The organism is Bacillus sp. R86525, from assembly GCF_042466195.1.
Classification (GTDB): domain Bacteria; phylum Bacillota; class Bacilli; order Bacillales; family Bacillaceae_G; genus Bacillus_A; species Bacillus_A nitratireducens.
Window position 1 is genome coordinate 4,185,861 of the sequence record NZ_JAXHPX010000007.1, and the last position, 22,337, is coordinate 4,208,197.

A 22,337-nucleotide genomic window follows, 5' to 3' on the forward strand; every position below is an offset into this window, starting at 1 on the left:
CATTTAGAGACTGTCCTTTAAAAAATATAATGAATATTATATTTATCCTAGAATATGATATCCTGAATCAACGTGAATGTTTTCTCCTGTTACGCCACGTGCTAAATCACTGAATAGGAATACAGCTGTATCTCCAACCTCTTCCGGCGTTGTAGTACGACGAAGTGGTGCACGCTCCTCGATTTCTCTTAAGATTGAATTGAAATCGCCTACACCTTTTGCAGATAACGTACGAATTGGTCCTGCTGAAATAGCGTTGACACGAATGCCGTGTTGCCCTAAATCGTTCGCTAAATATTTCACGCTCGCTTCTAATGAAGCTTTTGCAACACCCATAACGTTATAATTTTTCACAACGCGCTCGCCGCCAAGATATGTTAAAGTTAAAATATTTCCGCCTTCTGTCATTACTTTCTTCGCTTCTCTTGCTACAGCTGTTAAAGAGAATGCACTAATATTTTGTGCAAGTAAAAATCCATCGCGAGAAGTATCTACAAATTCGCCTTTTAAATCGTCACGATTTGCAAAAGCAATACAGTGTGCAACACCGTGAATTGTACCAACTTCTTGCTTAATCGTTTCAAAGCAAGCTGTCAGTTCTTCATCATTCGTTACATCACAAGGTAATACAAGTGATTCTTGTCCTTCTAATGTGTCCGCTAATTCACGAACGTTTCTTTCTAAACGTTCTCCTGCATATGTGAAGATTAATTTTGCACCTGCATTATGCAAAGAGCGAGCAATTCCCCATGCAATACTTCTTTGGTTCGCAACGCCCATAACAACAAATGTTTTCCCTTGTAATAGTTCCATGATATATCCTCCCAGAAATACTTATACTTGTTATTAGTACCTGATACTATGATTATAGTAACATAAAACCGCTTAAAGGCAAACAAAAAAGTCATTAACATAAATTTGTTAATGACTTTTTGTTTCTATAAAAAAACGCTCTAAGCCTTCTTCCCAAGAAGGCATTTGTGCAAAACCATTTAACCTGAGCATACTATGTTGAAAGATAGAATATTTTGGTCTTGCAGCCGCCGATCCAAATTCTTCAGTTGAAACAGGTAATACATTCACTTTCATATTTGCATACAAAAATATTTTTTGAGCAAATTCAAACCAAGAACATGAGCCTCTATTTGATACATGATACGTACCGTATAAAGAAGTATGAATGAGCTTATTAATAATCATATTTAAATCTGCCACATACGTAGGAGAACCGATTTGATCCGCTACAACAGATATTTCTTCTCTTTCCTTACCTAATCGCATCATCGTTTTCACAAAATTATTTCCATACTTACCATATAGCCACGATGTACGAACGATAAAATATTTATTATGTAACTCTTTGACAAACTGCTCCCCCGCATACTTAGAAGCTCCGTATATATTTATCGGCGCTGGACTATAAAATTCATCGTATCCATCTGATCTGTCACCCTGAAATACATAATCGGTACTAATATAAACTAACTTTGCTCCTACTAATTGTGAAGCAACCGCTATATTTCGAGCTCCTATTGCATTGATTAAATAAGCAAGGTCCTGTTCTTTCTCAGCATGATCAACTTTCGTATACGCCGCACAATGAATAATTATATGTGGATTTATTTCTTGTACCACTTGCTGAACCCGGGATATATTTGTTACATCTAGTAACTTTTTATCAAATGGATATATGTCATATTCTTCAGGATTTAACTCTTCTTGCAGTTGCTTTCCTAATTGACCATTTGCTCCTGTTATGATAACTCGCTCTTTCATTTACATGCCCCTTACTGTTACTGTTCTTTTAGTGGTTTCCACCATTCCTTATTCTTTTCATACCAATGCACCGTCTCTTGTAGTCCTTGTTCGAACGTATATTTCGGTTCCCAATCAAATTCGTCCTTCATTTTCTCTGCATCAATCGCATAACGGCGATCGTGCCCTAAACGGTCCGTAACATATTCAATGTCTTTTTTTGTTTTTCCTAAGAGAGTAATAACTTGTTCCACAACTTCTACATTTGTTTTTTCGTTATTTCCACCTATGTTATATACTTCTCCTACACGTCCCTTATGCAAAACAATATCAATCGCACTACAATGATCTGTTACATGTAACCAGTCTCTTATATTTAAGCCATCACCATATAACGGTAGTTTTTTTCCTTCCAGTGCATTCGTAACCATTAATGGAATTAACTTTTCAGGATATTGGTACGGTCCATAATTATTGGAACAACGCGTTACTATAACTGGTAATTGATATGTTTTATAATAAGATAAAGCTATCATGTCGGCGCTCGCCTTACTTGAAGAATACGGACTATTTGGAGCTAACGGGGTTTCCTCAGTAAACTTTCCTGTTTTCCCTAAAGAACCGTATACTTCATCTGTTGATACTTGCACGAACTTAATATGTGGATACTTTTTCACTAATTCTAATAAAGTGACTGTCCCGATTACATTCGTATCATAAAAGGGAATCGGATTTTCAATACTACGGTCCACATGTGATTCAGCTGCAAAATTAACAATTACTTGCACATCACGCTCTTTAATAACATGCTCCAGCAGCTCTCCATTTTGAATTTTCCCTCTTACAAAAGAGTAATTAGGATGCTCTTGAATAGACTTTACATTATTCAAATTCCCGCTATATGTTAATGCATCGAAATTAATGATTTTATATGTTTCATAGCTTTGCAGCATGTAATGAACAAAATTACTTCCAATAAATCCAGCTCCACCTGTTATTAATATATTCATAAACAACTCTCCTACTTAAAAACTATCTTCATATTCCTGAAGTGGTGGTAATATTCGATCCTTATCAGATAAGATAGGGTTTGTTACCGGCCATGGAATTGCTAATTCTTTATCCTCCCAAAGTAATCCCGAGTCATGCTGTGCACTATAATACTCATCTACTTTATACATAACAATAGTATGTGGAACAAGCGTACAAAACCCGTGCGCAAATCCTTTTGGCACCAATAATTGCCGATGATTATCCGCACTTAAAATATATCCTCTCCACTGTTTAAATGTTGGTGAATCTTTTCGCAAATCAACGATAACGTCGTAAATTGCCCCTTGTATAACTTGAATGAGTTTCGTTTGTGCTTTCGGATTTTTTTGAAAGTGCAATCCTCGAATCGTTCCTGCCTGTGCTGAATAAGATATGTTATCTTGTACAAATGAATACGTAATCCCTAATGTTTCTAGCACCTTCTTATTATAACTCTCTGTAAAAAAGCCACGCTCATCTCCAAATAACCTCGGTTCTAACAATTTTGCATCGGTAAAGTTTGTTTCTACAACTTTCATATTCTCACCTATTCTCCGTTAAACTGTTTCCCAAAGTTTATATCTCGGGCTAACGTATTCGCCCTTTGAAGAGAAGCATGAGTTCCCGCATCCGTCCACCAGCCGCTCATTTCGTTATAAGTAAGTACCCCTCGTTTTAAATACCAATTATTTATATCTGTAATTTCAAGTTCTCCCCTTGCGGAGGGTTTTAATTCTTTTATATAAGCAAAAACTTTCGAATCATACAAATAAATTCCCGTAACAGCATAGGAACTTTTCGGTTCCATCGGCTTTTCTTCAATTTCAATTATTTTTTTGTTTTGAATATGTGCTACACCAAATCGTTCAGGATCTTCTACAGATTGAAGCAGTACTTTTGCACCTTCTTTTTGCTTTGTAAACTCTTCAACATACGGACGAATATCATCTGAAAAAATATTATCTCCTAATATAACTACCATGCGATCGTTCCCAATAAAATCCTCACAAAGCCCTAACGCTTGTGCAATTCCGCCCGCTTTATCTTGCACACGATACGTAAAGGACACACCAAATTCGTGACCACTTCCTAAGAAACTAACAACATCTCCCATATGTTCTTTACCTGTAATAATCATGATATCTGTAATCTCACATTGTTTCATCTTATATACCGCATGATAAATCATTGGATACCGCCCAACAGGAAGCAAATGTTTATTCGTTACTTTCGTTATTGGATATAGTCTCGATCCAGTACCACCTGCTAAAATAATTCCTTTCACCCTGCATCTCTCCCTTACGATGGAGATAATATATCTTTATAATGTTCTACAAACACTTTCCGGTACTTCTCGTATATATCCGCATCAAATTCATCTCCATTGTAATGAATACACCATAGATTTGCTTGATTAGGGATACCTACTAAATAACCAGCCTTTTGAAACTCTAAAGACTGTGACACATCATAAAAGTGGAATCCTTGAAACAAATCTTCGCGCCATGGAATATCAAACTGCGTTGCCATTAGCAAACCATCAATTGCCTGAACTGACATAAATGACTTATTTCCATAATACCCCTGGTCTAAATTTAATAATTGATAATTCCGTCTTCTGTACTCAATCACTTTCCCTACTAAATTTTTTCCTTCCCACCATATCCCATTACTCGGTAAAAATTGAGCACCAGCTACTCCAATTAAACCAAGCTTTTCATTATCTTTAAAAAGAGCAATGAGTGTATAAAACATCTCCCGATTAATAAGATAAGTATCTTGATGTATATATACTTTATACTTCGCCGGATATGAAAGTACTCGGTTGTACGCACTTGCCATACTTTTGGCATCTCGTATCGGAAAAATTTGCACAACATAACCAGGGGGAACAAAAATATTTCTTATTTGTCTCTCGCATTGCTTGAAAAGCTCTTCATTATTTATACAAACAACGACTAATATTGTATGATCTTTCATTTTTGTAGCCCCTTTATTCTTCCTTATTTACCTCTGACATATAGTGCTCCACAAATACTTTCCTATGCTTTTCATAGTTCGTCATATTCACATCGAAGTGATAATGAATACACCACGCATCACGTTGTACAGGTACACCGATTGTATATCCTGCTTTTTTAAATTCAAATGATTGAGATACATCATAGAAATCAAACCCGTCAAATATGTCTTCTCGCCATGGAATATCGTATTGTGTCGCCATCAATAAACCGTCAATACATTCAACAGGGATAAACGTTTTTGATTCATGAAATGGTTGCTCTAAACCTGCCATATAAAACAAGTCGTTCATATAACCAATGACTTTTCCAACAATCCCACGCCCTTCATTCCATACACCAGTTGGAGGAACATATTGCGCTCCTACCATCCCAATCATCCCAAGGTGTTCATGTTCCTCAAATAATTGAATTAATCCATATAGAAAAGCTCCATTTATAATAAAAACATCCTGGTGTAAATACACTTTATACTTCGCTGGATGTGAAATGGCTTGATTGTATCCGCTCGTCATACTTTTTGCATTTCGAATCGGCATAAATTGTACAAGATACCCAGGGGGTACTCCCAATTGCAATATATGTCGCACACATTGCGCATACAATTTCCGATCATTTATACACGTAACAAATAATATTGTTTTTTCGGCAGTACTCATACTTGTGATTTTTCTGCTTCAATAATATATTGAAACACAACTGTCTCAGCCATGAAGCCACTTCCAAGACGATATTTTTTACAAACTTCATATAACTCTTCAATAAGTGGCTCATACATTTTATGGTCAATATATACACGATCTACTTTACTAATAGAATATCCTGCTTTTAAAAACATTCTTAGCATTTCATTAAAGGTAAAGAAACGTACGTGCGTTTTATCTAGTAAGCCATATTCTGTATACGTCCAATTTCCAGAAAGTAAGGGAGCTAATACTGAAATGTGAGCAACATTTGGTATACTAGCTAAAATTACACCGTTTTGTTTTATATATGGTTTTACTTTTTCTATTACAGCCCACGGATCAAATAAATGCTCTAATACATCCCCAAATATGACGCAATCAAATTGCTCCTCCTCATACGGCATATCCATTGTCTCTATATCACCTAAAACAACATGATCCAGCTTTTCTTTTGCTTTTTCCGCTGCTTCTGGAAATGCCTCAATACCTGATACACGTGTGCCATTTTCTTTTATAGCCGCTCCTAATGCACCACTAGAACAACCAATATCAAGAACTTCTTTCCATTCCTTTTTTATATGCTTTAATACATTCGGATTCGCTGCATTATAATAATAATCGGATTTTTCTTCATATAAAGAACTTTTTTCGCGATTCATTTCACACACCCCTTATGCAAATTGAATTTGAAATATACATCTCATATGAACAGAATACATCTTACAAAGGATGTCACCTCTACTGATTTCATTACTAATACTCTAATATATAGCCAATCTATCATCATTAGAATAATAACAAGGTATTTCCTAAAAACAGCCTACATTACACTTTATATTGTTTATCAAAAACACCTCGAAAATATTTACGGTTATATTCGACTGCAGCATTATTCGGAACGTAAGAAGCTGCTAATTCATTGTAATAATAAGCTTTGTCTTGCTCTCCTAACTTGCTATAGCAAATACACATTTGCAAATATGGAAGCCATGTGTAGCTAGCTGGGCTGTGAAATGGACTATCCGCTGCTAGTGGTACTTCCGTTGCCAGTTTAAACCAGAAGATCGCCTCATTATATTTTTGTTGTTCCATGTATATATACCCTATTCTTGTACAATTCTCTCCTCTAGGGATATCGTACCGAAACGACTTTACACAAGATTCAATTGCCTTCTCCCACATTCCGATCTTTGCATAACAATCCCCTAACTTACCGCATGCATAAATTTTCTCTTCATACCATCCTTCGTCTTGATTTAGAAATGTTTCATAGAGAAGAACCGCATCGTTAAATTTTTCGTTATCCATAGACTCATTCGCGTAATAAAACAAATCTCTTGGACTCAATTCTTCTCCCGCCATTACAGTATTTTGAAAAATCTTCAAATTACGATTCGTCACTTCTTTTTCCTTTTTATGTGTAATAGCAACATTACTATTATAGATTTCACCGGAAACAGCTAAATACTCATGTACCTTACCAAACCATTGAAACTGTTTTTCACGCTTTACAAGTCGATATCTTTTTGTGCAATAAAGGGGGTTCCCGTTAGAATCCATTACAAGATGATACGGCATCGAAACAGCATCTACTTTAGCATCTAATTCTCTTTTTAAAAGTTTCAATGCTTCTTGAGCATTCTCTAATAATACGTCATCTGCATCTAGCCACAATATATATTCTTGCGTCGCTTTTGAAAAAGAAAAATTTCTCGCCGCCGCAAAATCATCAATCCACTGAAAATCATATATGTTAGAAGTATATTGCTCTACAATTTCTTTCGTTCGATCAACGGAACCTGTATCAACTATTACGATTTCATCAACGATTTCTTCTACCGCTTCCAAACATCGGGCTATTGTCTTTTCCTCATCTCGAACTATCATACATAAACTAATTGTAATGCCTTGCTTGTTCAATATAATCACCTTCTTCCAACTCAATCATATGTTATACAAATACAAAACTTTCCACTTTTTTATATTGTTCAAGTCATTTTAGAATTCTTTTCAATAATTCAAATGTCCGTGTCATTTTCTTACGAGTTTGCATCTACTATATAATGAAAGCTTTATGGAGGTGAATTTATGTCAAATAATAATTATTCAGATGGCTTAAATCCCGATGAATCATTATCCGCTAGTGCATTTGATCCTAATCTGGTAGGACCGACCTTACCACCAATACCACCATTTACACTTCCAACGGGACCTACTGGACCTACTGGACCTACTGGGCCTACTAGTCCTACTGGGCCTACTGGACCTACTGGGCCTACTGGACCTACTGGACCTACTAGTCCTACTGGGCCTACTGGACCTACTGGACCTACTGGGCCTACTGGACCTACTGGACCTACTGGGCCTACTGGACCTACTGGACCTACTGGACCTACTGGACCTACGGGAGACACTGGTGCGACTGGACCTACTGGGCCTACGGGAGACACTGGTGCGACTGGACCTACTGGACCATCTGGATTAGGACTTCCAGCAGGATTGTATGCATTTAACTCCGCTGCAATTAGCATATCTCTTGGAGTTAATGACCCCGTCCCATTTAATACTGTTGGATCTCAGTTTGGTACAGCAATTTCTCAATTAGATGCTGATACTTTCCTCATAAGTGAAACTGGATTCTATAAGATTACTGTTATCGCATATACTGCATTAGTAAGTGTATTAGGTGGTCTTGCAATTCAAGTGAATGGTGTTGATATCCCTGGCACTGGAACAAGTTTAATCTCACTTGGAGCACCTATCGTTATCCAAGCAATTACACAAATTACAGTAACTCCATCAATGGTTGAAGCGATTGTTACAGGGCTTGGATTATCGTTAGCTCTTGGTACAAGTGCATCCATTATTATTGAAAAAATTGCTTAATTTTTACTTAGCAGTAAAACTGATATCAGTTTTACTGCTTTTCAATTATGAATTCAATCATGAAACATTCACTACTCACATAATCATATTGTTGTATGACATTTTGCGGGAGGCACCAATATGGAAAACAAATCCGCTATTCAGCTTTATCTTGAGTTATTAAAGAAAACAATTTTGTTTGAAATATGGTTAGAATATGAACCATATTTACCTGCTACGTTACATATATCTAAAGAATTAACATATGAACCAGTTACAGTTCCACTCCCTTTATTTCTTAAACAGTACGCAGAAAATCATAATTTAAAAATCGTTGACCCTAACATTTCAAAAAGTGAACGTCAAGGTGGCAATGATTGGCCAAGAGCAGCACACAGTATGATCGGGCGAAAACGTATGAATCAATTACATGAGGCTATGGAAACTGTTGTCCGTGAAAATATAGAAGGTGACTTTATTGAAACTGGTGTATGGCGCGGGGGATCATGCATCTTTATGAATGGTTTTTTACAAGCAAACAACATCAAAAATCGTACTGTGTGGGTTGCTGATTCGTTTGAAGGTCTGCCAGAACCCGATTTAGAACAGTATCCGAAAGATTACGGTGATTATTTACACACATTCGATTACTTACGCGTTTCTTTAGAAAAAGTGCAAGAAAACTTTAGAAAATACGATTTATTAAATGATCAGGTGAAATTTTTAAAGGGTTGGTTTAAAGATACATTACCTTCAGCACCAGTAGAAAAAATTGCAATCGCCCGCCTTGATGGTGATATGTATGAATCAACGATGGATAGTCTTGTAAACTTATACGATAAAGTTTCAACAGGTGGATATATCATTATTGATGATTACGGATTAATAACATGCGCAGAAGCTGTAACAGATTTCAGAAATCAAAGAAACTTAAAAGCTCCTATTACTAAAATTGATGATTTCGGTATTTATTGGCGAAAAGAATAGCATAAAGTGAAAAATGTATTGGGGCTCCTCTACTAATAGCATAATAAAAAAGCAAGGGGCTCCTCGCCATTATCAGTTGTTTTAGAAACATTCTTTACATATCGTAATAGTTTAAATATCATTTTTCTCCTACTATAAAGTTTTAACTATATAGTAAAAACGGCAATGCTCTACTTTACTATAAGGAAGGAGTAAATTTATGAACGAAAATGAAAAGAAAGTCACATTACTCCCACCTCCAAAACTCGTTCAATATGTAGGTGGTGACTTCGAAGAGGTTGGAAACGAATTCATACAGTATTTTATTCAAATTGGTGATTTGAAATCAAATGAAACAGTGTTAGATATAGGTTGCGGTATCGGCCGAATGGCGGTTCCATTAATGAATTATTTAAGTGATGATGGAGCTTATTATGGATTTGACTTATTTAACGAGGGTATTACATGGTGCAAAAATAACATTTCAACAATCCGTAACAACTTCCATTTTGAACATGTCGACATATATAATCAGTTCTACAATCCAGAAGGAAAAGAAGATGCTTCCCAATACAAGTTTCCATATGAAGACGAGTCATTCGATTTTATTTTTTTAACGTCCGTATTCACACACCTCCTTCCGAAAGAATTAGAACACTATGTATCTGAGATTACACGAGTTCTGAAAAAAGACGGGAGATGTTTTATTACTTTCTTTTTAATTAATCCTGAATCATCCTATTACTTAAATACAGGACTAAGTGCATTAAATTTTTATCATCAAATTGACAATTGTTATGTTCTGAATAAAGATATTCCTAATTTCGCAGTTGCCTATCCTGAGGACGATATTCGCGTTCTATTAAATAAGTATGGGCTAGAAATAATGAATCCCCCCCATTATGGTTCATGGTGTAACAGAACTGAGTACACAAGCTATCAAGATATTATTCTTACACAAAAATTTTCTGAAAGGTAGTTGTATATGAATAATATAAAAAATCCGCCTCTCGTTTCCATCCTTATTCCCACCTATAATCGACCACATTATTTTAAAATTGCTCTAGAAAGTGCATTAGCACAGACGTATTCAAATATTGAAATTATTGTAGGAGACGATAGCACAAATAATGAAACAGAAAAATTAATATACAGGCATTATTTACATAAACATAAACATATAACGTACATTCGAAATGCTTCTACTCTAGGACAATTTAATAACTCCCTTATGCTCTTAGAACAGTCCAATGGAGAGTACATCAATTTCTTAATGGACGATGATATATTTTATAGTAATAAAATCGAAAAAATGATGTTCTATTTCCAACAAGACTTAGATCGGAACCTCGCACTTATCACATCCTATCGCACTTGGATTAACGATAATGGAGATATAATTGAACAACATTCCTCTATGAAAAAATTATGCGATGAAGATACTCTACTAAATGGGACAGATTTTGGAAACCGTATGCTTATAAAGGGACAAAATATTATCGGTGAACCTACAATTGTACTCTTTCGAAAACACCTATTAACAGAACCTTTCGGCACTTTAAATGGTAGAAAATATGGTTGTAGTGTTGATATGGCCTCTTGGATAAGTTTACTTTCAAAAGGTGATGCGATGTATATCACTGAGCCTTTAAGTTCATTCCGCCTTCATACTGGACAGCAAGTACATCATAAATTCCTTGAAGGCTGTGAAGATTTTTCACAGCTCGTTGTAACCTCGAAAAAGTATGGTTTCTTACAAGACGCCCAATATTATAAAAAGGGTTTGATAAGAGCTTACGGATGGTATAAAAATGCGGTCAAATTTTACAATCTATTTCCAAACCTCATTCCAGATATAAACACACATGCACGTCTTTCCTATTGTTTAAATATAATTACAAAAGAACTAAGCGCAAAATAGCACATCACAAGGGAGGAGCTATTCCTTCCTCGCGATGTATGACTTCCCACAAATAGTGGAATAAATGTATGAACAGTCTGCTTGCATATTATTTTTATCATGACGTCATCCATATACTTACTAGGTGATAGAAAGGACTACATACATTGAAACCAAATTCTCAATATCAAATAGACTACGTATTGCTATTCATCTTATTTGCCATTGGGACTGTTAGTTGCTTTGCTATTGCAAGTGCGCAAGCCTCTTTACCACCATTTTTGCAAAACGTAAATTTTGTACTAAAGCAAATTCAATGGTATTTCATTGGATTTATTGCTATTGGCGTTATTATGATTATCGATTTCGATCGTTATCAAAAAATTGCTTGGTATTTATATAGCTTTGCAATGGTATTACTTATTGGGCTAGAACTTCAAGTACCAGGTGCCCTTACAATTAAAGGCGCTACCGCTTGGTACAGGCTTCCAGGCATCGGAAATTTCCAGCCTTCTGAAATTATGAAATTATTTTTAATTATCGTCATTGGACGAATTATAGCAAATCACAATGAGAAATATTTTTCCAGAACAATACAGGGCGATTTTTTATTACTCGGAAAGATATTCGCAGCAAGTTTGCCACCACTACTCCTTATTGCAAAGGAACCGGATTTAGGGAATACGATGGTAATTTCAGCTATGCTCGCAGCAATGATACTAGTTTCCGGTATACGATGGCGTTTTATTTTCGGATTAGCCTCCGGCATTGTCACAGCGGGTTCTACATTAATATATATATTTTTTTCTCATACAGAGTTCTTTAAAACACACATTTTAAAAGAATATCAATTAAATCGCTTCTACGGCTGGTTAGCACCATACAAATATGATGCGCAAGGCTATCAACTAAGACAAGCATTCTTAGCTGCTGGATCAGGGGAAATGCAAGGAAAGGGTTGGGAAAATGGACAAGTATATTTTCCAGAACCACATACAGATTTTATTTTCACTAATGTCGCTGAACAATTTGGTTTTTTAGGTGCAAGTGTCATTATTTCACTTTTTTTCTTACTCATTTTCCGGATGATTCATATCGCTTTAGAAAGTAATGATCCTTTCGGTAGTTATATTTGCGCTGGTACAATCGGAATGTTTACTTTTCAAGTATTCCAAAATATTGGGATGACAATCGGATTACTTCCTATTACAGGGATAACATTACCCCTTATGAGCTATGGAGGAAGTTCGCTGCTTACATACATGATTGCGATTGGATTTATTTTAAATGTTCGCTCAAGAACAAAAATCTTTATGTTTAAATAAGCGACACAAAAAGCGGTACATTTTTATCTCTATCCTTTTTTAGATATACTAATGAAAAATATGATGGAGGTTTAAATATGAAATATGACATTATAGGGGATATTCATGGGTGCTTCCAAGAGTTTCAAAATTTAACGACGAAACTAGGATACAACTGGAATAGTGGCCTACCGATTCACCCTGACCAACGTCAGCTTGCGTTCGTTGGTGATATTACAGATCGCGGTCCTCACTCATTACGTATGATTGAAATTGTATGGGAACTTGTCATAAATAAAAAAGAAGCTTATTACGCTCCTGGAAATCACTGCAATAAACTATACCGATTTTTCCTTGGGCGTAATGTAACAATCGCTCACGGACTCGAAACAACTGCCGCTGAATATGAAGCACTATCTTCTCATAAGCAAAACATTATAAAAGAAAAGTTCATCACCCTTTATGAGCAATCCCCTTTATATCACATACTAGATGAAAAAAGAGTAATCGTATGTCACGCTGGGATTCGGCAAGATTACATAGGAAGACAAGATAAAAAAGTACAAACCTTTGTATTATATGGCGATATTACAGGAGAAAAGCATGCTGACGGCTCACCTGTCCGTCGCGACTGGGCGCAAGAATATAACGGGGAAACTTGGATTATATATGGACATACTCCAGTAAAAGAACCTCGCTTTGTAAATCACACAGTCAATATCGATACTGGTGCTGTATTTGGCGGAAAGCTAACCGGAATACGTTTTCCTGAAATGGAGACCGTTTCCGTCCCTTCCTCCCTGCCTTTTGTCGCTGAGAAATTCCGCCCAATTTCATAACTCCCCTTACTTAGTGCAATTCATGAATTGCGAGGGATTACCGTATTATTTAGGCACATCTCATATAAAAACTAGGTAATGTACTTAAAAAAAGATGCAATAAAGTGCATCTTTTTTTAAGTACACGGCATATACTGTCGCAGGAGGTGACAGAATGAAGAAAAAATCTTCTAAACAAAAAAGAAAATTCCCGCCTTTCTATCTGCCCATGTACGGAATTAACAATTGGTGTAGCATTCGAGCTGCAGCTTTAGAAGAACTGGACGAACAAGAATCATCAGAAAAAAGTAAAGCAAGAACAAAATATGTCTCTTTAGAAAATGCTGTAATGAGCCGCATAATCGATAATAGAAAAACAAAGATGCAGCAAAAACATAAACCTCTCTCTAATCATAATGAACAGGTAGTACAATCTGAGCAAACAGAGCAAAATACGGAAGAAAACATACCTGTAGCAATAAATAAAAAAGCGGAACCAGAAATTCCAGCTACTATTATAAATCAAGTAAAAAAAATAAAAGAAGCATTAGCCCCATCAAATGATATACAAACGGAAAAAACTATTATAATTCAGACCCCTACACCCGAAAATACAAAAGTTAAAAAAGGGAACCGGTATGCACATGCAGAAGGGCTTCACTCTAATGCAGAAGGTACAGCTTCACATGCAGAAGGGCTTCTTACACACGCAAAAGGCTCTTTCTCTCATGCAGAAGGATCAAAAACAAAAGCAACTGGACATAGTTCGCATAGTGAAGGAAGTGAAACGACAGCAGGCGGCTCTTATTCTCATGCGGAAGGAAAACATACAATTGCTTTAGGCGAAGCAGCACATGCAGAAGGAACCGCAACTATCGCTAACGGATTCTCTTCTCATGCGGAAGGTATGCATACATCAACAGCTCATTTTGCAGGCAGCCATATTATGGGGCGCTTCGGCACGGCAGAAGAATCTTATTCTTGGTTTATTGCAAATGGTACAAATGACACCGACCATAATATCGGTGCAAAATGGCTTGCTCACAACGGAGAAATGTATATCGATGGTGCTTCTTACAATGCAAGTGGAACGGATTTTGCACAAATGTTTGAGACAGCAGATCATAGTTCTATTGATGTCGGTCATTTCGTTACATTTAGTAGCGAAGAAAAAATTCGAAAAGCTACTTCAAATGATTTATTCATATTAGGAATATCTAGTGCTACTCCTGCTCTCATAGGAAATAGCGGTGCTTTAAGTTGGCAAAAACGCTATAAAACAGATAGCTTTGGAAAACGTCAATATGCGCGTACGGACACACAAGACACACAACCTCTTTTAAATACAGAATGGGATCCAGCTTGTAAATATATATCAAGAAGAGACCGTACTGAGTGGCTTCCTGTCGGATTAATTGGACAAATGTTAGTACGTGATGACGGTACTTGTGAAACACACGGATACTGTCTTCCAAATGATGACGGTATTGCTACAAAAGCTGAAAGTGGCTTTTTCGTTATTAAACGTACTGGTGAAAATCAAATTTTAATATTATTCCGCTAAAAAAGGGAACAAAATTCTTCATTCAGTAAGAATTTTGTTCCCTTTTAATTGTTATGTAAAGCGGATTGCATGTCATCTGGGATACATACGGTAAAAGTCATTTCCTTTTCTAAAATAGGGTGATAAAATGCCAAAGACGTACTATGAAGCGCTTGGCGTTTCATCACATCTCTTCGACCGCCGTATAAATCATCCCCGAGTAGCGGATGTCCTATATGCGCCATATGTACACGAATTTGATGCGTTCTTCCTGTTTCAAGCTCCAGTGCTACATGCGTCTTTTTAGAAGAACTTTCCATCACTCTAAAATGAGTAACAGCTCTTTGACCATCTTCACAGACAGTTCGCTCAATAATACTATCCGCTTTTCGTCCGATCGGTGCGTCAATCGTCCCTATCTCTTCTAGGATTATCCCATGAACGAGCGCTTCATACGTTCGTTTCACTCCTTTTTGTTGATGCTGCTTTGATAAAAGGTGGTGAACGAATCTATTTTTTGCAATTAACATCAGTCCTGAAGTATCACGATCGAGTCTCGTTACAATGTGCACTGTACTTGCAAGGTTCTGTTTATCATAATGATATAACAGAGCATTTGCAACACTTCCTGATGGATGCTCCCTAGACGGAATTGTTGACATATATGCTTCTTTATTTACAACAAGTACCGCATCATCTTCATATACAATATTCAAAGGAATGTCTTCTGCTTCCATCCCTTCACTTCTTTCCTCGAACGGAAAGAAGACCTGTAACTCTTCACCGGCTTGTAACTTGTAGCGTACACTCGTATGTTGACCGTTTACTTCAATAGCTCCGCCGTGAAACTTTATATCGGTTAAAGCAGCTTTCGAAATTCCTTTCGTTTTCAAAAACTCTCTAACTAAAGTCCCCTCATCTGCAAGCTGTATATCCCATTTCAATGTAAATCTGTTCAAATATATAAACCCTCTCTATTTATCTGCAACAAACGAATCACGGACACGTTTCCAGAACGGGAACGGACGGAAACGAACAAATCGTACTTTCTCGTTTGCAACGCGATACTGAATTGATTTCACATCTTGATGAACCATCGTCAAATGATCCACCGTAATTTGCAAGTTCATTCCTACAGCCGGCTTTAAAACGCATGTATGATGTTTCGGTAGCACGAGCGGCGAACCTACCGTACGAAATACACGATTGTTGATAGATGCCATTTCTGCAATTTGAATCGCTTCAATAGAAGGGTGAATAATCGCTCCGCCAAGCGCCTTATTATACGCGGTACTTCCTGAAGGAGTAGAAATACAAAGACCATCTCCGCGAAACGTTTCGAAATACTCTCCGCGTATTTCCACTTCTGTTACTAATGTACCTTCTGCACTTTTTACAGTCGCTTCATTCATCGCCAAATACTGCGACTCTTTACTACCATTCACATAGCGAATAATCACTTCTAAAAGTGGGTATTCAACCACTTGGAACGGTGTTTTAGCGATTGCAATCACCAACTTCTCTACTTCCGTCGGTAACCAATCTGCATAGAAACCTAAATGCCCTGTATGTACACCAACAAATGCGGTTTCATCTAATCGATTATAGTAACGATGGAATGCATATAAAAGCGTTCCATCTCCCCCAACAGAAATTACAATATCAGGTTCCTTTTCATCCATTGTAAACCCAAAATCTAACAAGTATTCTTTCATCGTACTTGCTAGTGTATCTGATGATTGATCTCCCTTTGACATAATTGTAAATTTCATCGCCCAACACCCTTTAGTTTATGATTCAGAATCTTTCGTTTCCTGCTTTCGTGAAAAGACCTTTTGCGCTTCTTGAATTTCAAGACGAATGGAAGACATTTCTTCATCTAATAAAAACGCCGCTTCCGCTGCACGTTGTAAGCGTATTTTAATATCTTCAGGAAAACGTCCACTATATTTGTAATTTAAAGAATGCTCAATCGTTGCCCAAAAATTCATTGCTAACGTGCGAATTTGAATTTCCACTAACACTTTTTTTTCTCCCTGTATCGTTTGAACAGGATAACTAATGACAACGTGGTAAGAGCGATAGCCGCTATCTTTCTTTTGCGTTACATAATCACGTTCTTCCACAATTTCAAAATCATTTCGTTTTCGAAGATATTCTACAACAGGCTTAATCTCATCAACAAATTGACACATCATTCGAAGGCCCGCAATGTCCTGCATATCTTCTCTAATTCGGTCTAGCGGTACATTTCTCTTCTCCGCTTTATCAATAATACTTGCAACCGACTTTACCCTTCCTGTTACAAACTCAATTGGAGAATGCTCCGTTAACATTGCAAATTGAGTACGCATTCCTTTTAGTTTCACTTTCAGCTCCGCCACCGCTTGGTGATAAGGCGCTAAAAATTCTTCCCAATTACGATTCATTTCAACCACCACCAAAATCAATCCATTTGCTTATAGAAACACTTTTTCTACAGCAGTTACTAGTTCTTCTCCGTAATTTGCATTACCTTCAATATTTTCAACTAAATATTCTACTTCTTCTTTTAATCCTTCTAATTCTATTTCAACATCATTCACGCGAATAAACATCGCTGTATCTTTATTCATCGCTTCATGCATTGCTTCCCAGCATGTATGCGGAATACTTACATAAATGAAAGATGATTCATTTTCTAAGATATATAAAAATGATAAATTGTCTGAGTCTACAAGTACGTGATTACGCGCACTTAACTCCTTTACCTCTATTTCAGTATTTTCCGCACAAAAAATAAGCGCATTCTCTCTCATTTCTACGCTCTTAACTTGAATTTTATTTTGCATGCTCAAACTCCTCCATCTCAACTTCCTGTCTTACTTAACAGTATTATTGTATCATAACATGGACGCAAACAAATAAAACATTGAACCAAATTTGCGAAAAAGCGATAATGTGGAAAGAATTATTTTTCAAAAGGAGCGTATATAATGACACAAGAAATTGAAATTGAATTTAAAAATATGGTTACAGAGAAAGAATTCCAAACATTATGCAAATCTTTTTCTATTGAAGCATTTACAAAACAAGTGAATCACTACTTTGAAACGCCTCACTTCTCTTTAAAAGATGCAGGCTCTGCACTTCGTATTCGTCATAAAGATGGAACTTATACATTAACATTAAAACAACCTGCTGAAATTGGTTTATTAGAAACTCATCAGTCTGTAACAGAAAAAGAAGCAAAACTTATGATGGAAACAAACACACTCATTCAAGGAACTGTAATGGATCAGCTACACAAATTACAAATTCCCGTTTCCGCTTTAACTTATATGGGTAGTTTAACAACAGAAAGAGCTGAAACATTATTTGAAGGCGGAACTCTTGTCTTTGATCATAGTTTCTATTACAATCACGATGATTATGAAATTGAATACGAAGTGCAAGATGAAAAGACCGGTAAAGCAGCATTTATAAGGTTATTAAAGCAACATAACGTACCAATTCGTCATACAAACAACAAAGTAAAACGCTTTTTCCTTGCCAAACAAAACGAAGAGCGCTAAAGTAAAATTTCCATCAGTGCAGAAGTGATTTACTGGTGGCTATGTTTCACCTTTTTTGGAAAGTGAAGATTTATTAGCAACATATAGAATAAGCAAAGAATGTTATGAAGGCTGTTTAGTTGCCCTTCATAACATTCCATTGCTACAATAGATATACATTTCATGGAAAAAGGAGTTTATAAAGGATGAGCAAGCAACCGATGACACCATTTGAAGCAATTGGCGGTGAACAATGCATTGCAACATTAGTGGATACATTTTATTCCTATGTCAGTGAACACCCTGACTTATCTCCGATCTTCCCGGATGATTTAACAGAAACTGCTAGGAAGCAGAAACAATTTTTAACACAATATTTAGGTGGCCCTAATTTATACACTGAAGAACATGGGCATCCTATGCTAAGAGCACGCCATCTTCCGTTTGAGATTACTCCAAAACGCGCAGAAGCTTGGCTATCATGTATGGAGCAAGCAATGGATGATACAGGAGTGCACGGTCATATAAGAGAGTTTGTTTTTGAACGTTTAGCATTAACTGCTCAACATATGGTCAATACTCCAAATGAAACAGGTGAAGTGTAATGGATAAGCAGGAAGCAAAGCATATAAATATGCCTTCTCCTTCCACATGCGAGCATAAATCTGTAGAAGCATATTTATTTATTGATCCACTTTGTAAAGATTGCTGGGATATCGAGCCATTTATTATTAAACTATGGCTTGAATATGGGAAATACTTCTCTATTCGTCATATCGTAACTGGAAAAGTGGACGGAGCAAACGCTTCCTCACACAAATGGAATAAACCTGCTAATATTCGATTTGTGTGGGAAAAAACAACAAGTTTACAAGGGTTTTCATGTGATGGAAAAGTACATATGCAAGAGGCATCGTCAACACCATATTTAGTTTCGATGGCAATTAAGGCGGCGGAGTTGCAAGGCCGAAAAGCAGGTTCGAAATTTTTGCGAAAACTCCAAGAATACATTCTTCTTGAAAATGTATCAAATCCTGACTGTGAATTATTGCTTACATGCGCTAAAGATAGTGGCATTGATGTAGAAGAATTTAAAAAAGACCTACACTCAGTTAGCGCAAAAAAAGCTTTCCAATGCGACCTGAAATTCACAAATGAGATGCATATTACAGAAATACCTTCCCTCCTATTTTTCCATGCAAATTCAGATGAGGAAGGTATTAAAATCGCAGGAATTTATTCCTATGATGTATACGTACAGTTATTAAAAGAACTTGTAAAATGCGAGATTGAGCCAGAGCCATTACCTCCTTTAGAGGTATTACTAGAAGCAACACAATTTATTTCTTCAAAGGAAATCTCATTTATATATGACTGCCCGCAGCAAGAAATAGAGCGCGAACTAAAAAAATTACAACTAAAACGAAAAGTACAAATGATTGAAGTGAAGTGCGAACGTTATTGGAAATGGATAGCAAAAGAAAAAGACCTGGTGTAAACACCAGGTCTTTTTCTTTACGGCTTATAAAAATATTAAAGGGGATGGGAGAAATTTTCACGTTCAAACAAAGGGGTATATGTTTGTATGTGAATTCGTTCACGCTTATTATATTACAAGATTCGACGTCAGATGACAACCCCTTTTGTCGAATTTCACATTTTTGTCACATTCTAAACGTTTTCATTCTTGAATAAGCTATAAAAAAAGCAATTTAGGAGGTTTCCTTATGAAAAAGTCTCATATTTTCCTTATCTTTCTATGTGTTATTGTTTCTTTTTTCTTGTATATCCTCTCTCTATTACAAGCTTTTCCTAAAATTATTGCCTTCCCTCTTTTATTCGGAGTTATCGTCATCGCTGTCTCTTATTTCAACTATAGAAAACGATTTAAAGGATTTTAATTACAAAAATAAGTCGTAAAAATTCCTTCAAATATAAAAAAAGCACCGAAAATCACCTTAATCATTCGACAAATATCGACATAGTTTGCTTTTGAGCAAATGTTCCAAACAAAAAAGACGAGGATGAAATCCCTCGTCTTTTCTCATTACTTCTCTTCAAACAATAGCGCTTCTAATTCATTTAATTTCTCTTCAAATACTTGTAATGCTTCTTTTACAGGTTCTGGTGATGCCATGTCTACCCCTGCTTTTTTCAACACTTCAATTGGGTAATCAGAGCTTCCAGCTTTTAAGAATTCATTAATGTAACGTTCTACTGCTGGTTGTCCCTCTTCTAAAATTTGTTTTGACAAAGCTGTCGCTGCACTAAATCCTGTTGCGTATTGATATACGTAATAGTTGTAATAGAAGTGCGGAATACGAGACCATTCTAAACCGATTTCTTTATCGATCACTAATGCGTCACCGAAATATTTCTTATTTAAATCATAGTAAATTTCCGTTAACATGTCTGGCGTAACAGCATGCCCTTCTTGTACTTTCTTATGAATAATATGCTCGAACTCTGCAAACATCGTTTGACGGAATACAGTACCACGGAATCCTTCTAAATAGTGATTTAATAAATATAGACGCTCTTTCTTATCTTCTGTCGTCTTCAATAAGTAATCATTTAGAAGTGCTTCATTACAAGTTGATGCTACTTCTGCAACGAAGATTGAATAATCACCATATACGTGCGGTTGTGTCTTCCTTGTATAGTAACTATGCACTGAATGACCAAACTCATGAGCAAGTGTAAATAAATTATTTACATTATCATGCCAGTTCATTAAAATATACGGATTTGTTCCGTATGCACCAGATGAATATGCTCCGCTTCGTTTTCCTTTATTCTCATATACATCTACCCAGCGATTCTCATATGCTTCTTTTAAAATTTCAACATATTCATCACCAAGTACATTTAAAGATTTCAATAACATTTCTTGTGCTTCTTCATACTTCACATTCATTTTCACTTCTGGTACAAGCGGTGTATATAAATCATACATATGAAGCTCATCAAGACCTAGGGCACGCTTACGAATATCAATATAGCGATGTAGTAAGTGTAAATTATCATTTACCGATTCAACAAGTTGATCATACACCGCTTCAGGAATATTATTATTACTTAATGCAGCTTGACGTGCAGAATCGTATTTACGAACGCGTGCATTGAAATTATTACGTTTCACAGCCCCACTTAACGTACTTGCAAATGTGTTCTTATATTTTCCGTACGTTTCATATACAGCTTTGAATGCATCTTCGCGCACACGACGATCATCACTTTCTAAAAATTGAATATAACGACCATGTGTTATTTCTACTTCTTCTCCATCCTCACCTTTAATAGATGGGAATTTTAAATCCGCATTATTCAACATACCAAATGTATTACTTGATGCACTCATCACTTCAGATGCTTCTGCTAATAACGCTTCTTCAGCTTCCGATAATACATGCGGGCGTTGACGTGTAATTTCTTCTAATGCATGCTCATATACACTTAGTTCTCGATTTTGTTGTAAGAATGATTGCAATGTATCTTCTGAAATAGCTAAAATTTCAGGCACGATATAAGCTGTGCTACTAGATACCTGTGAGTATAAATTTGTTGCGCGATCATTTAATGCTTGATACACAGAGTTTGTTGTATCTTGATCGTAACGCATATGTGCATATGTATATAGCTTACCTAATCTCATTGAAATTTCATCTTCATATTGCAATGCCTCAAGCAAATTGTCTGCAGAGTCACCAAGCTTCCCTTTAAATTCAGTTAACTTTGGCAATAGCTCTTTAATAGCTTGGAATTCTTTTTCCCATTCTGCATCTGTTTGGAAAATATCTTCTAATCGCCATGTGTTTGCTTCTTCAATCTCATTGCGATCTGGTAATGATTTTACTGTGTTTTGTTCAGCCATTCTTTAAGCCCTCCTTTAAATATCTCTACTTAAGTACAAT

General features: G+C 36.3%; 25 protein-coding genes. 11 read left to right on the forward strand and 14 right to left on the reverse strand.

Going from position 1 to position 22,337, the window contains the following annotated elements; translation table 11 throughout:
* Window positions 1-42: 42 nt before the first annotated feature.
* The 9 genes from fabI to SJY24_RS24360 form a co-directional block, all read right to left on the reverse strand.
* Window positions 43-813, reverse strand: coding sequence for an enoyl-ACP reductase FabI (fabI, locus tag SJY24_RS24320; RefSeq protein ID WP_000421885.1), 771 nt, complete (start codon window positions 811-813; stop codon window positions 43-45).
* 108 nt (window positions 814-921) lie between these two features.
* Window positions 922-1,776 carry a dTDP-4-dehydrorhamnose reductase gene (rfbD, locus tag SJY24_RS24325; protein WP_377866470.1) on the reverse strand — a complete coding sequence of 285 codons (855 nt, stop codon included), beginning with the start codon at window positions 1,774-1,776 and terminating at the stop codon, window positions 922-924.
* A 17-nt stretch (window positions 1,777-1,793) separates the two neighbouring features.
* A complete protein-coding gene (gene rfbB / locus SJY24_RS24330) occupies window positions 1,794-2,765 on the reverse strand; it encodes a dTDP-glucose 4,6-dehydratase (protein ID WP_377866471.1) in 972 nt (323 codons plus the stop codon).
* A 15-nt stretch (window positions 2,766-2,780) separates the two neighbouring features.
* Entirely contained in the window at window positions 2,781-3,326 is a 546-nt protein-coding gene (gene rfbC, locus SJY24_RS24335; RefSeq protein ID WP_377866473.1) for a dTDP-4-dehydrorhamnose 3,5-epimerase, read from the reverse strand.
* An 8-nt stretch (window positions 3,327-3,334) separates the two neighbouring features.
* Window positions 3,335-4,072: a sugar phosphate nucleotidyltransferase gene (locus tag SJY24_RS24340; protein ID WP_377866475.1), complete on the reverse strand. Its 738-nt coding sequence runs from the start codon at window positions 4,070-4,072 to the stop codon at window positions 3,335-3,337.
* 14 nt (window positions 4,073-4,086) lie between these two features.
* Window positions 4,087-4,767, reverse strand: coding sequence for a glycosyltransferase family protein (locus tag SJY24_RS24345; protein ID WP_377866476.1), 681 nt, complete (start codon window positions 4,765-4,767; stop codon window positions 4,087-4,089).
* A gap of 13 nt (window positions 4,768-4,780) precedes the next feature.
* Window positions 4,781-5,467 (reverse strand): glycosyltransferase family protein, encoded by a 687-nt coding sequence (locus tag SJY24_RS24350; RefSeq protein WP_377866477.1) that lies wholly within the window; start codon window positions 5,465-5,467, stop codon window positions 4,781-4,783.
* Window positions 5,464-6,153: a class I SAM-dependent methyltransferase gene (locus tag SJY24_RS24355; RefSeq protein ID WP_098499962.1), complete on the reverse strand. Its 690-nt coding sequence runs from the start codon at window positions 6,151-6,153 to the stop codon at window positions 5,464-5,466. Before SJY24_RS24355 ends, SJY24_RS24350 begins: the two co-directional genes overlap by 4 nt.
* A gap of 166 nt (window positions 6,154-6,319) precedes the next feature.
* Window positions 6,320-7,417 carry a glycosyltransferase gene (locus tag SJY24_RS24360; RefSeq protein WP_377867305.1) on the reverse strand — a complete coding sequence of 366 codons (1,098 nt, stop codon included), beginning with the start codon at window positions 7,415-7,417 and terminating at the stop codon, window positions 6,320-6,322.
* Window positions 7,418-7,582: 165 nt separating this feature from the next.
* Between SJY24_RS24360 and SJY24_RS24365 the strand changes: the two genes are divergently transcribed.
* The 7 genes from SJY24_RS24365 (at window position 7,583) to SJY24_RS24395 (ending at window position 14,911) form a co-directional block, all read left to right on the forward strand.
* A complete protein-coding gene (locus SJY24_RS24365; protein ID WP_377866478.1) occupies window positions 7,583-8,380 on the forward strand; it encodes a BclA C-terminal domain-containing protein in 798 nt (265 codons plus the stop codon).
* 120 nt (window positions 8,381-8,500) lie between these two features.
* The gene (locus SJY24_RS24370) at window positions 8,501-9,346 is read left to right on the forward strand and encodes a TylF/MycF family methyltransferase (protein WP_377866479.1); all 846 of its coding nucleotides are present in this window, start codon (window positions 8,501-8,503) and stop codon (window positions 9,344-9,346) included.
* A 199-nt stretch (window positions 9,347-9,545) separates the two neighbouring features.
* Window positions 9,546-10,304, forward strand: a complete 759-nt coding sequence (locus tag SJY24_RS24375) for a class I SAM-dependent methyltransferase (RefSeq protein WP_377866480.1) — start codon at window positions 9,546-9,548, stop codon at window positions 10,302-10,304.
* Window positions 10,305-10,310: 6 nt separating this feature from the next.
* Window positions 10,311-11,246, forward strand: coding sequence for a glycosyltransferase family 2 protein (locus SJY24_RS24380; protein ID WP_377866481.1), 936 nt, complete (start codon window positions 10,311-10,313; stop codon window positions 11,244-11,246).
* Between the two features lie 146 nt (window positions 11,247-11,392).
* Window positions 11,393-12,550 carry an FtsW/RodA/SpoVE family cell cycle protein gene (locus SJY24_RS24385; protein ID WP_098499967.1) on the forward strand — a complete coding sequence of 386 codons (1,158 nt, stop codon included), beginning with the start codon at window positions 11,393-11,395 and terminating at the stop codon, window positions 12,548-12,550.
* A gap of 77 nt (window positions 12,551-12,627) precedes the next feature.
* On the forward strand, window positions 12,628-13,368 hold the full coding sequence (gene prpE / locus SJY24_RS24390; protein WP_377866482.1) for a bis(5'-nucleosyl)-tetraphosphatase PrpE: 741 nt from the start codon (window positions 12,628-12,630) through the stop codon (window positions 13,366-13,368).
* Window positions 13,369-13,522: 154 nt separating this feature from the next.
* Complete coding sequence (locus SJY24_RS24395) at window positions 13,523-14,911, forward strand: peptidase G2 autoproteolytic cleavage domain-containing protein (RefSeq protein ID WP_377866483.1); 1,389 nt, start codon at window positions 13,523-13,525, stop codon at window positions 14,909-14,911.
* A 44-nt stretch (window positions 14,912-14,955) separates the two neighbouring features.
* On the opposite strand, the gene SJY24_RS24400 is transcribed toward SJY24_RS24395, so the two are convergent.
* The 4 genes from SJY24_RS24400 to SJY24_RS24415 are packed head-to-tail and all read right to left on the reverse strand — an operon-like array spanning window position 14,956 to window position 17,721.
* Window positions 14,956-15,849: an RluA family pseudouridine synthase gene (locus SJY24_RS24400; RefSeq protein WP_377866484.1), complete on the reverse strand. Its 894-nt coding sequence runs from the start codon at window positions 15,847-15,849 to the stop codon at window positions 14,956-14,958.
* A 15-nt stretch (window positions 15,850-15,864) separates the two neighbouring features.
* The gene (locus tag SJY24_RS24405; RefSeq protein WP_377866485.1) at window positions 15,865-16,662 is read right to left on the reverse strand and encodes an NAD kinase; all 798 of its coding nucleotides are present in this window, start codon (window positions 16,660-16,662) and stop codon (window positions 15,865-15,867) included.
* Between the two features lie 18 nt (window positions 16,663-16,680).
* Window positions 16,681-17,319, reverse strand: coding sequence for a GTP diphosphokinase (gene yjbM / locus SJY24_RS24410; RefSeq protein ID WP_002201371.1), 639 nt, complete (start codon window positions 17,317-17,319; stop codon window positions 16,681-16,683).
* A 30-nt stretch (window positions 17,320-17,349) separates the two neighbouring features.
* Window positions 17,350-17,721, reverse strand: a complete 372-nt coding sequence (locus tag SJY24_RS24415; RefSeq protein ID WP_002149812.1) for a UPF0738 family protein — start codon at window positions 17,719-17,721, stop codon at window positions 17,350-17,352.
* A 144-nt stretch (window positions 17,722-17,865) separates the two neighbouring features.
* Here SJY24_RS24415 and SJY24_RS24420 point away from each other — a divergent pair, with 144 nt between their 5' ends.
* The 4 genes from SJY24_RS24420 to SJY24_RS24435 all read left to right on the forward strand — a co-directional run bounded on the left by SJY24_RS24420 (window position 17,866) and on the right by SJY24_RS24435 (window position 20,324).
* Window positions 17,866-18,444: a CYTH domain-containing protein gene (locus SJY24_RS24420; RefSeq protein ID WP_377866486.1), complete on the forward strand. Its 579-nt coding sequence runs from the start codon at window positions 17,866-17,868 to the stop codon at window positions 18,442-18,444.
* 185 nt (window positions 18,445-18,629) lie between these two features.
* A complete protein-coding gene (locus tag SJY24_RS24425; RefSeq protein WP_000043388.1) occupies window positions 18,630-19,028 on the forward strand; it encodes a globin domain-containing protein in 399 nt (132 codons plus the stop codon).
* A complete protein-coding gene (locus SJY24_RS24430) occupies window positions 19,028-19,921 on the forward strand; it encodes a ClpXP adapter SpxH family protein (protein ID WP_002158882.1) in 894 nt (297 codons plus the stop codon). The genes SJY24_RS24425 and SJY24_RS24430 overlap by 1 nt, the downstream gene beginning before the upstream one ends.
* Before the next feature lie 229 nt (window positions 19,922-20,150).
* The gene (locus SJY24_RS24435; RefSeq protein ID WP_000748141.1) at window positions 20,151-20,324 is read left to right on the forward strand and encodes a hypothetical protein; all 174 of its coding nucleotides are present in this window, start codon (window positions 20,151-20,153) and stop codon (window positions 20,322-20,324) included.
* A gap of 146 nt (window positions 20,325-20,470) precedes the next feature.
* On the opposite strand, the gene pepF is transcribed toward SJY24_RS24435, so the two are convergent.
* On the reverse strand, window positions 20,471-22,297 hold the full coding sequence (gene pepF / locus SJY24_RS24440) for an oligoendopeptidase F (protein WP_377866487.1): 1,827 nt from the start codon (window positions 22,295-22,297) through the stop codon (window positions 20,471-20,473).
* Window positions 22,298-22,337: the final 40 nt, after the last annotated feature.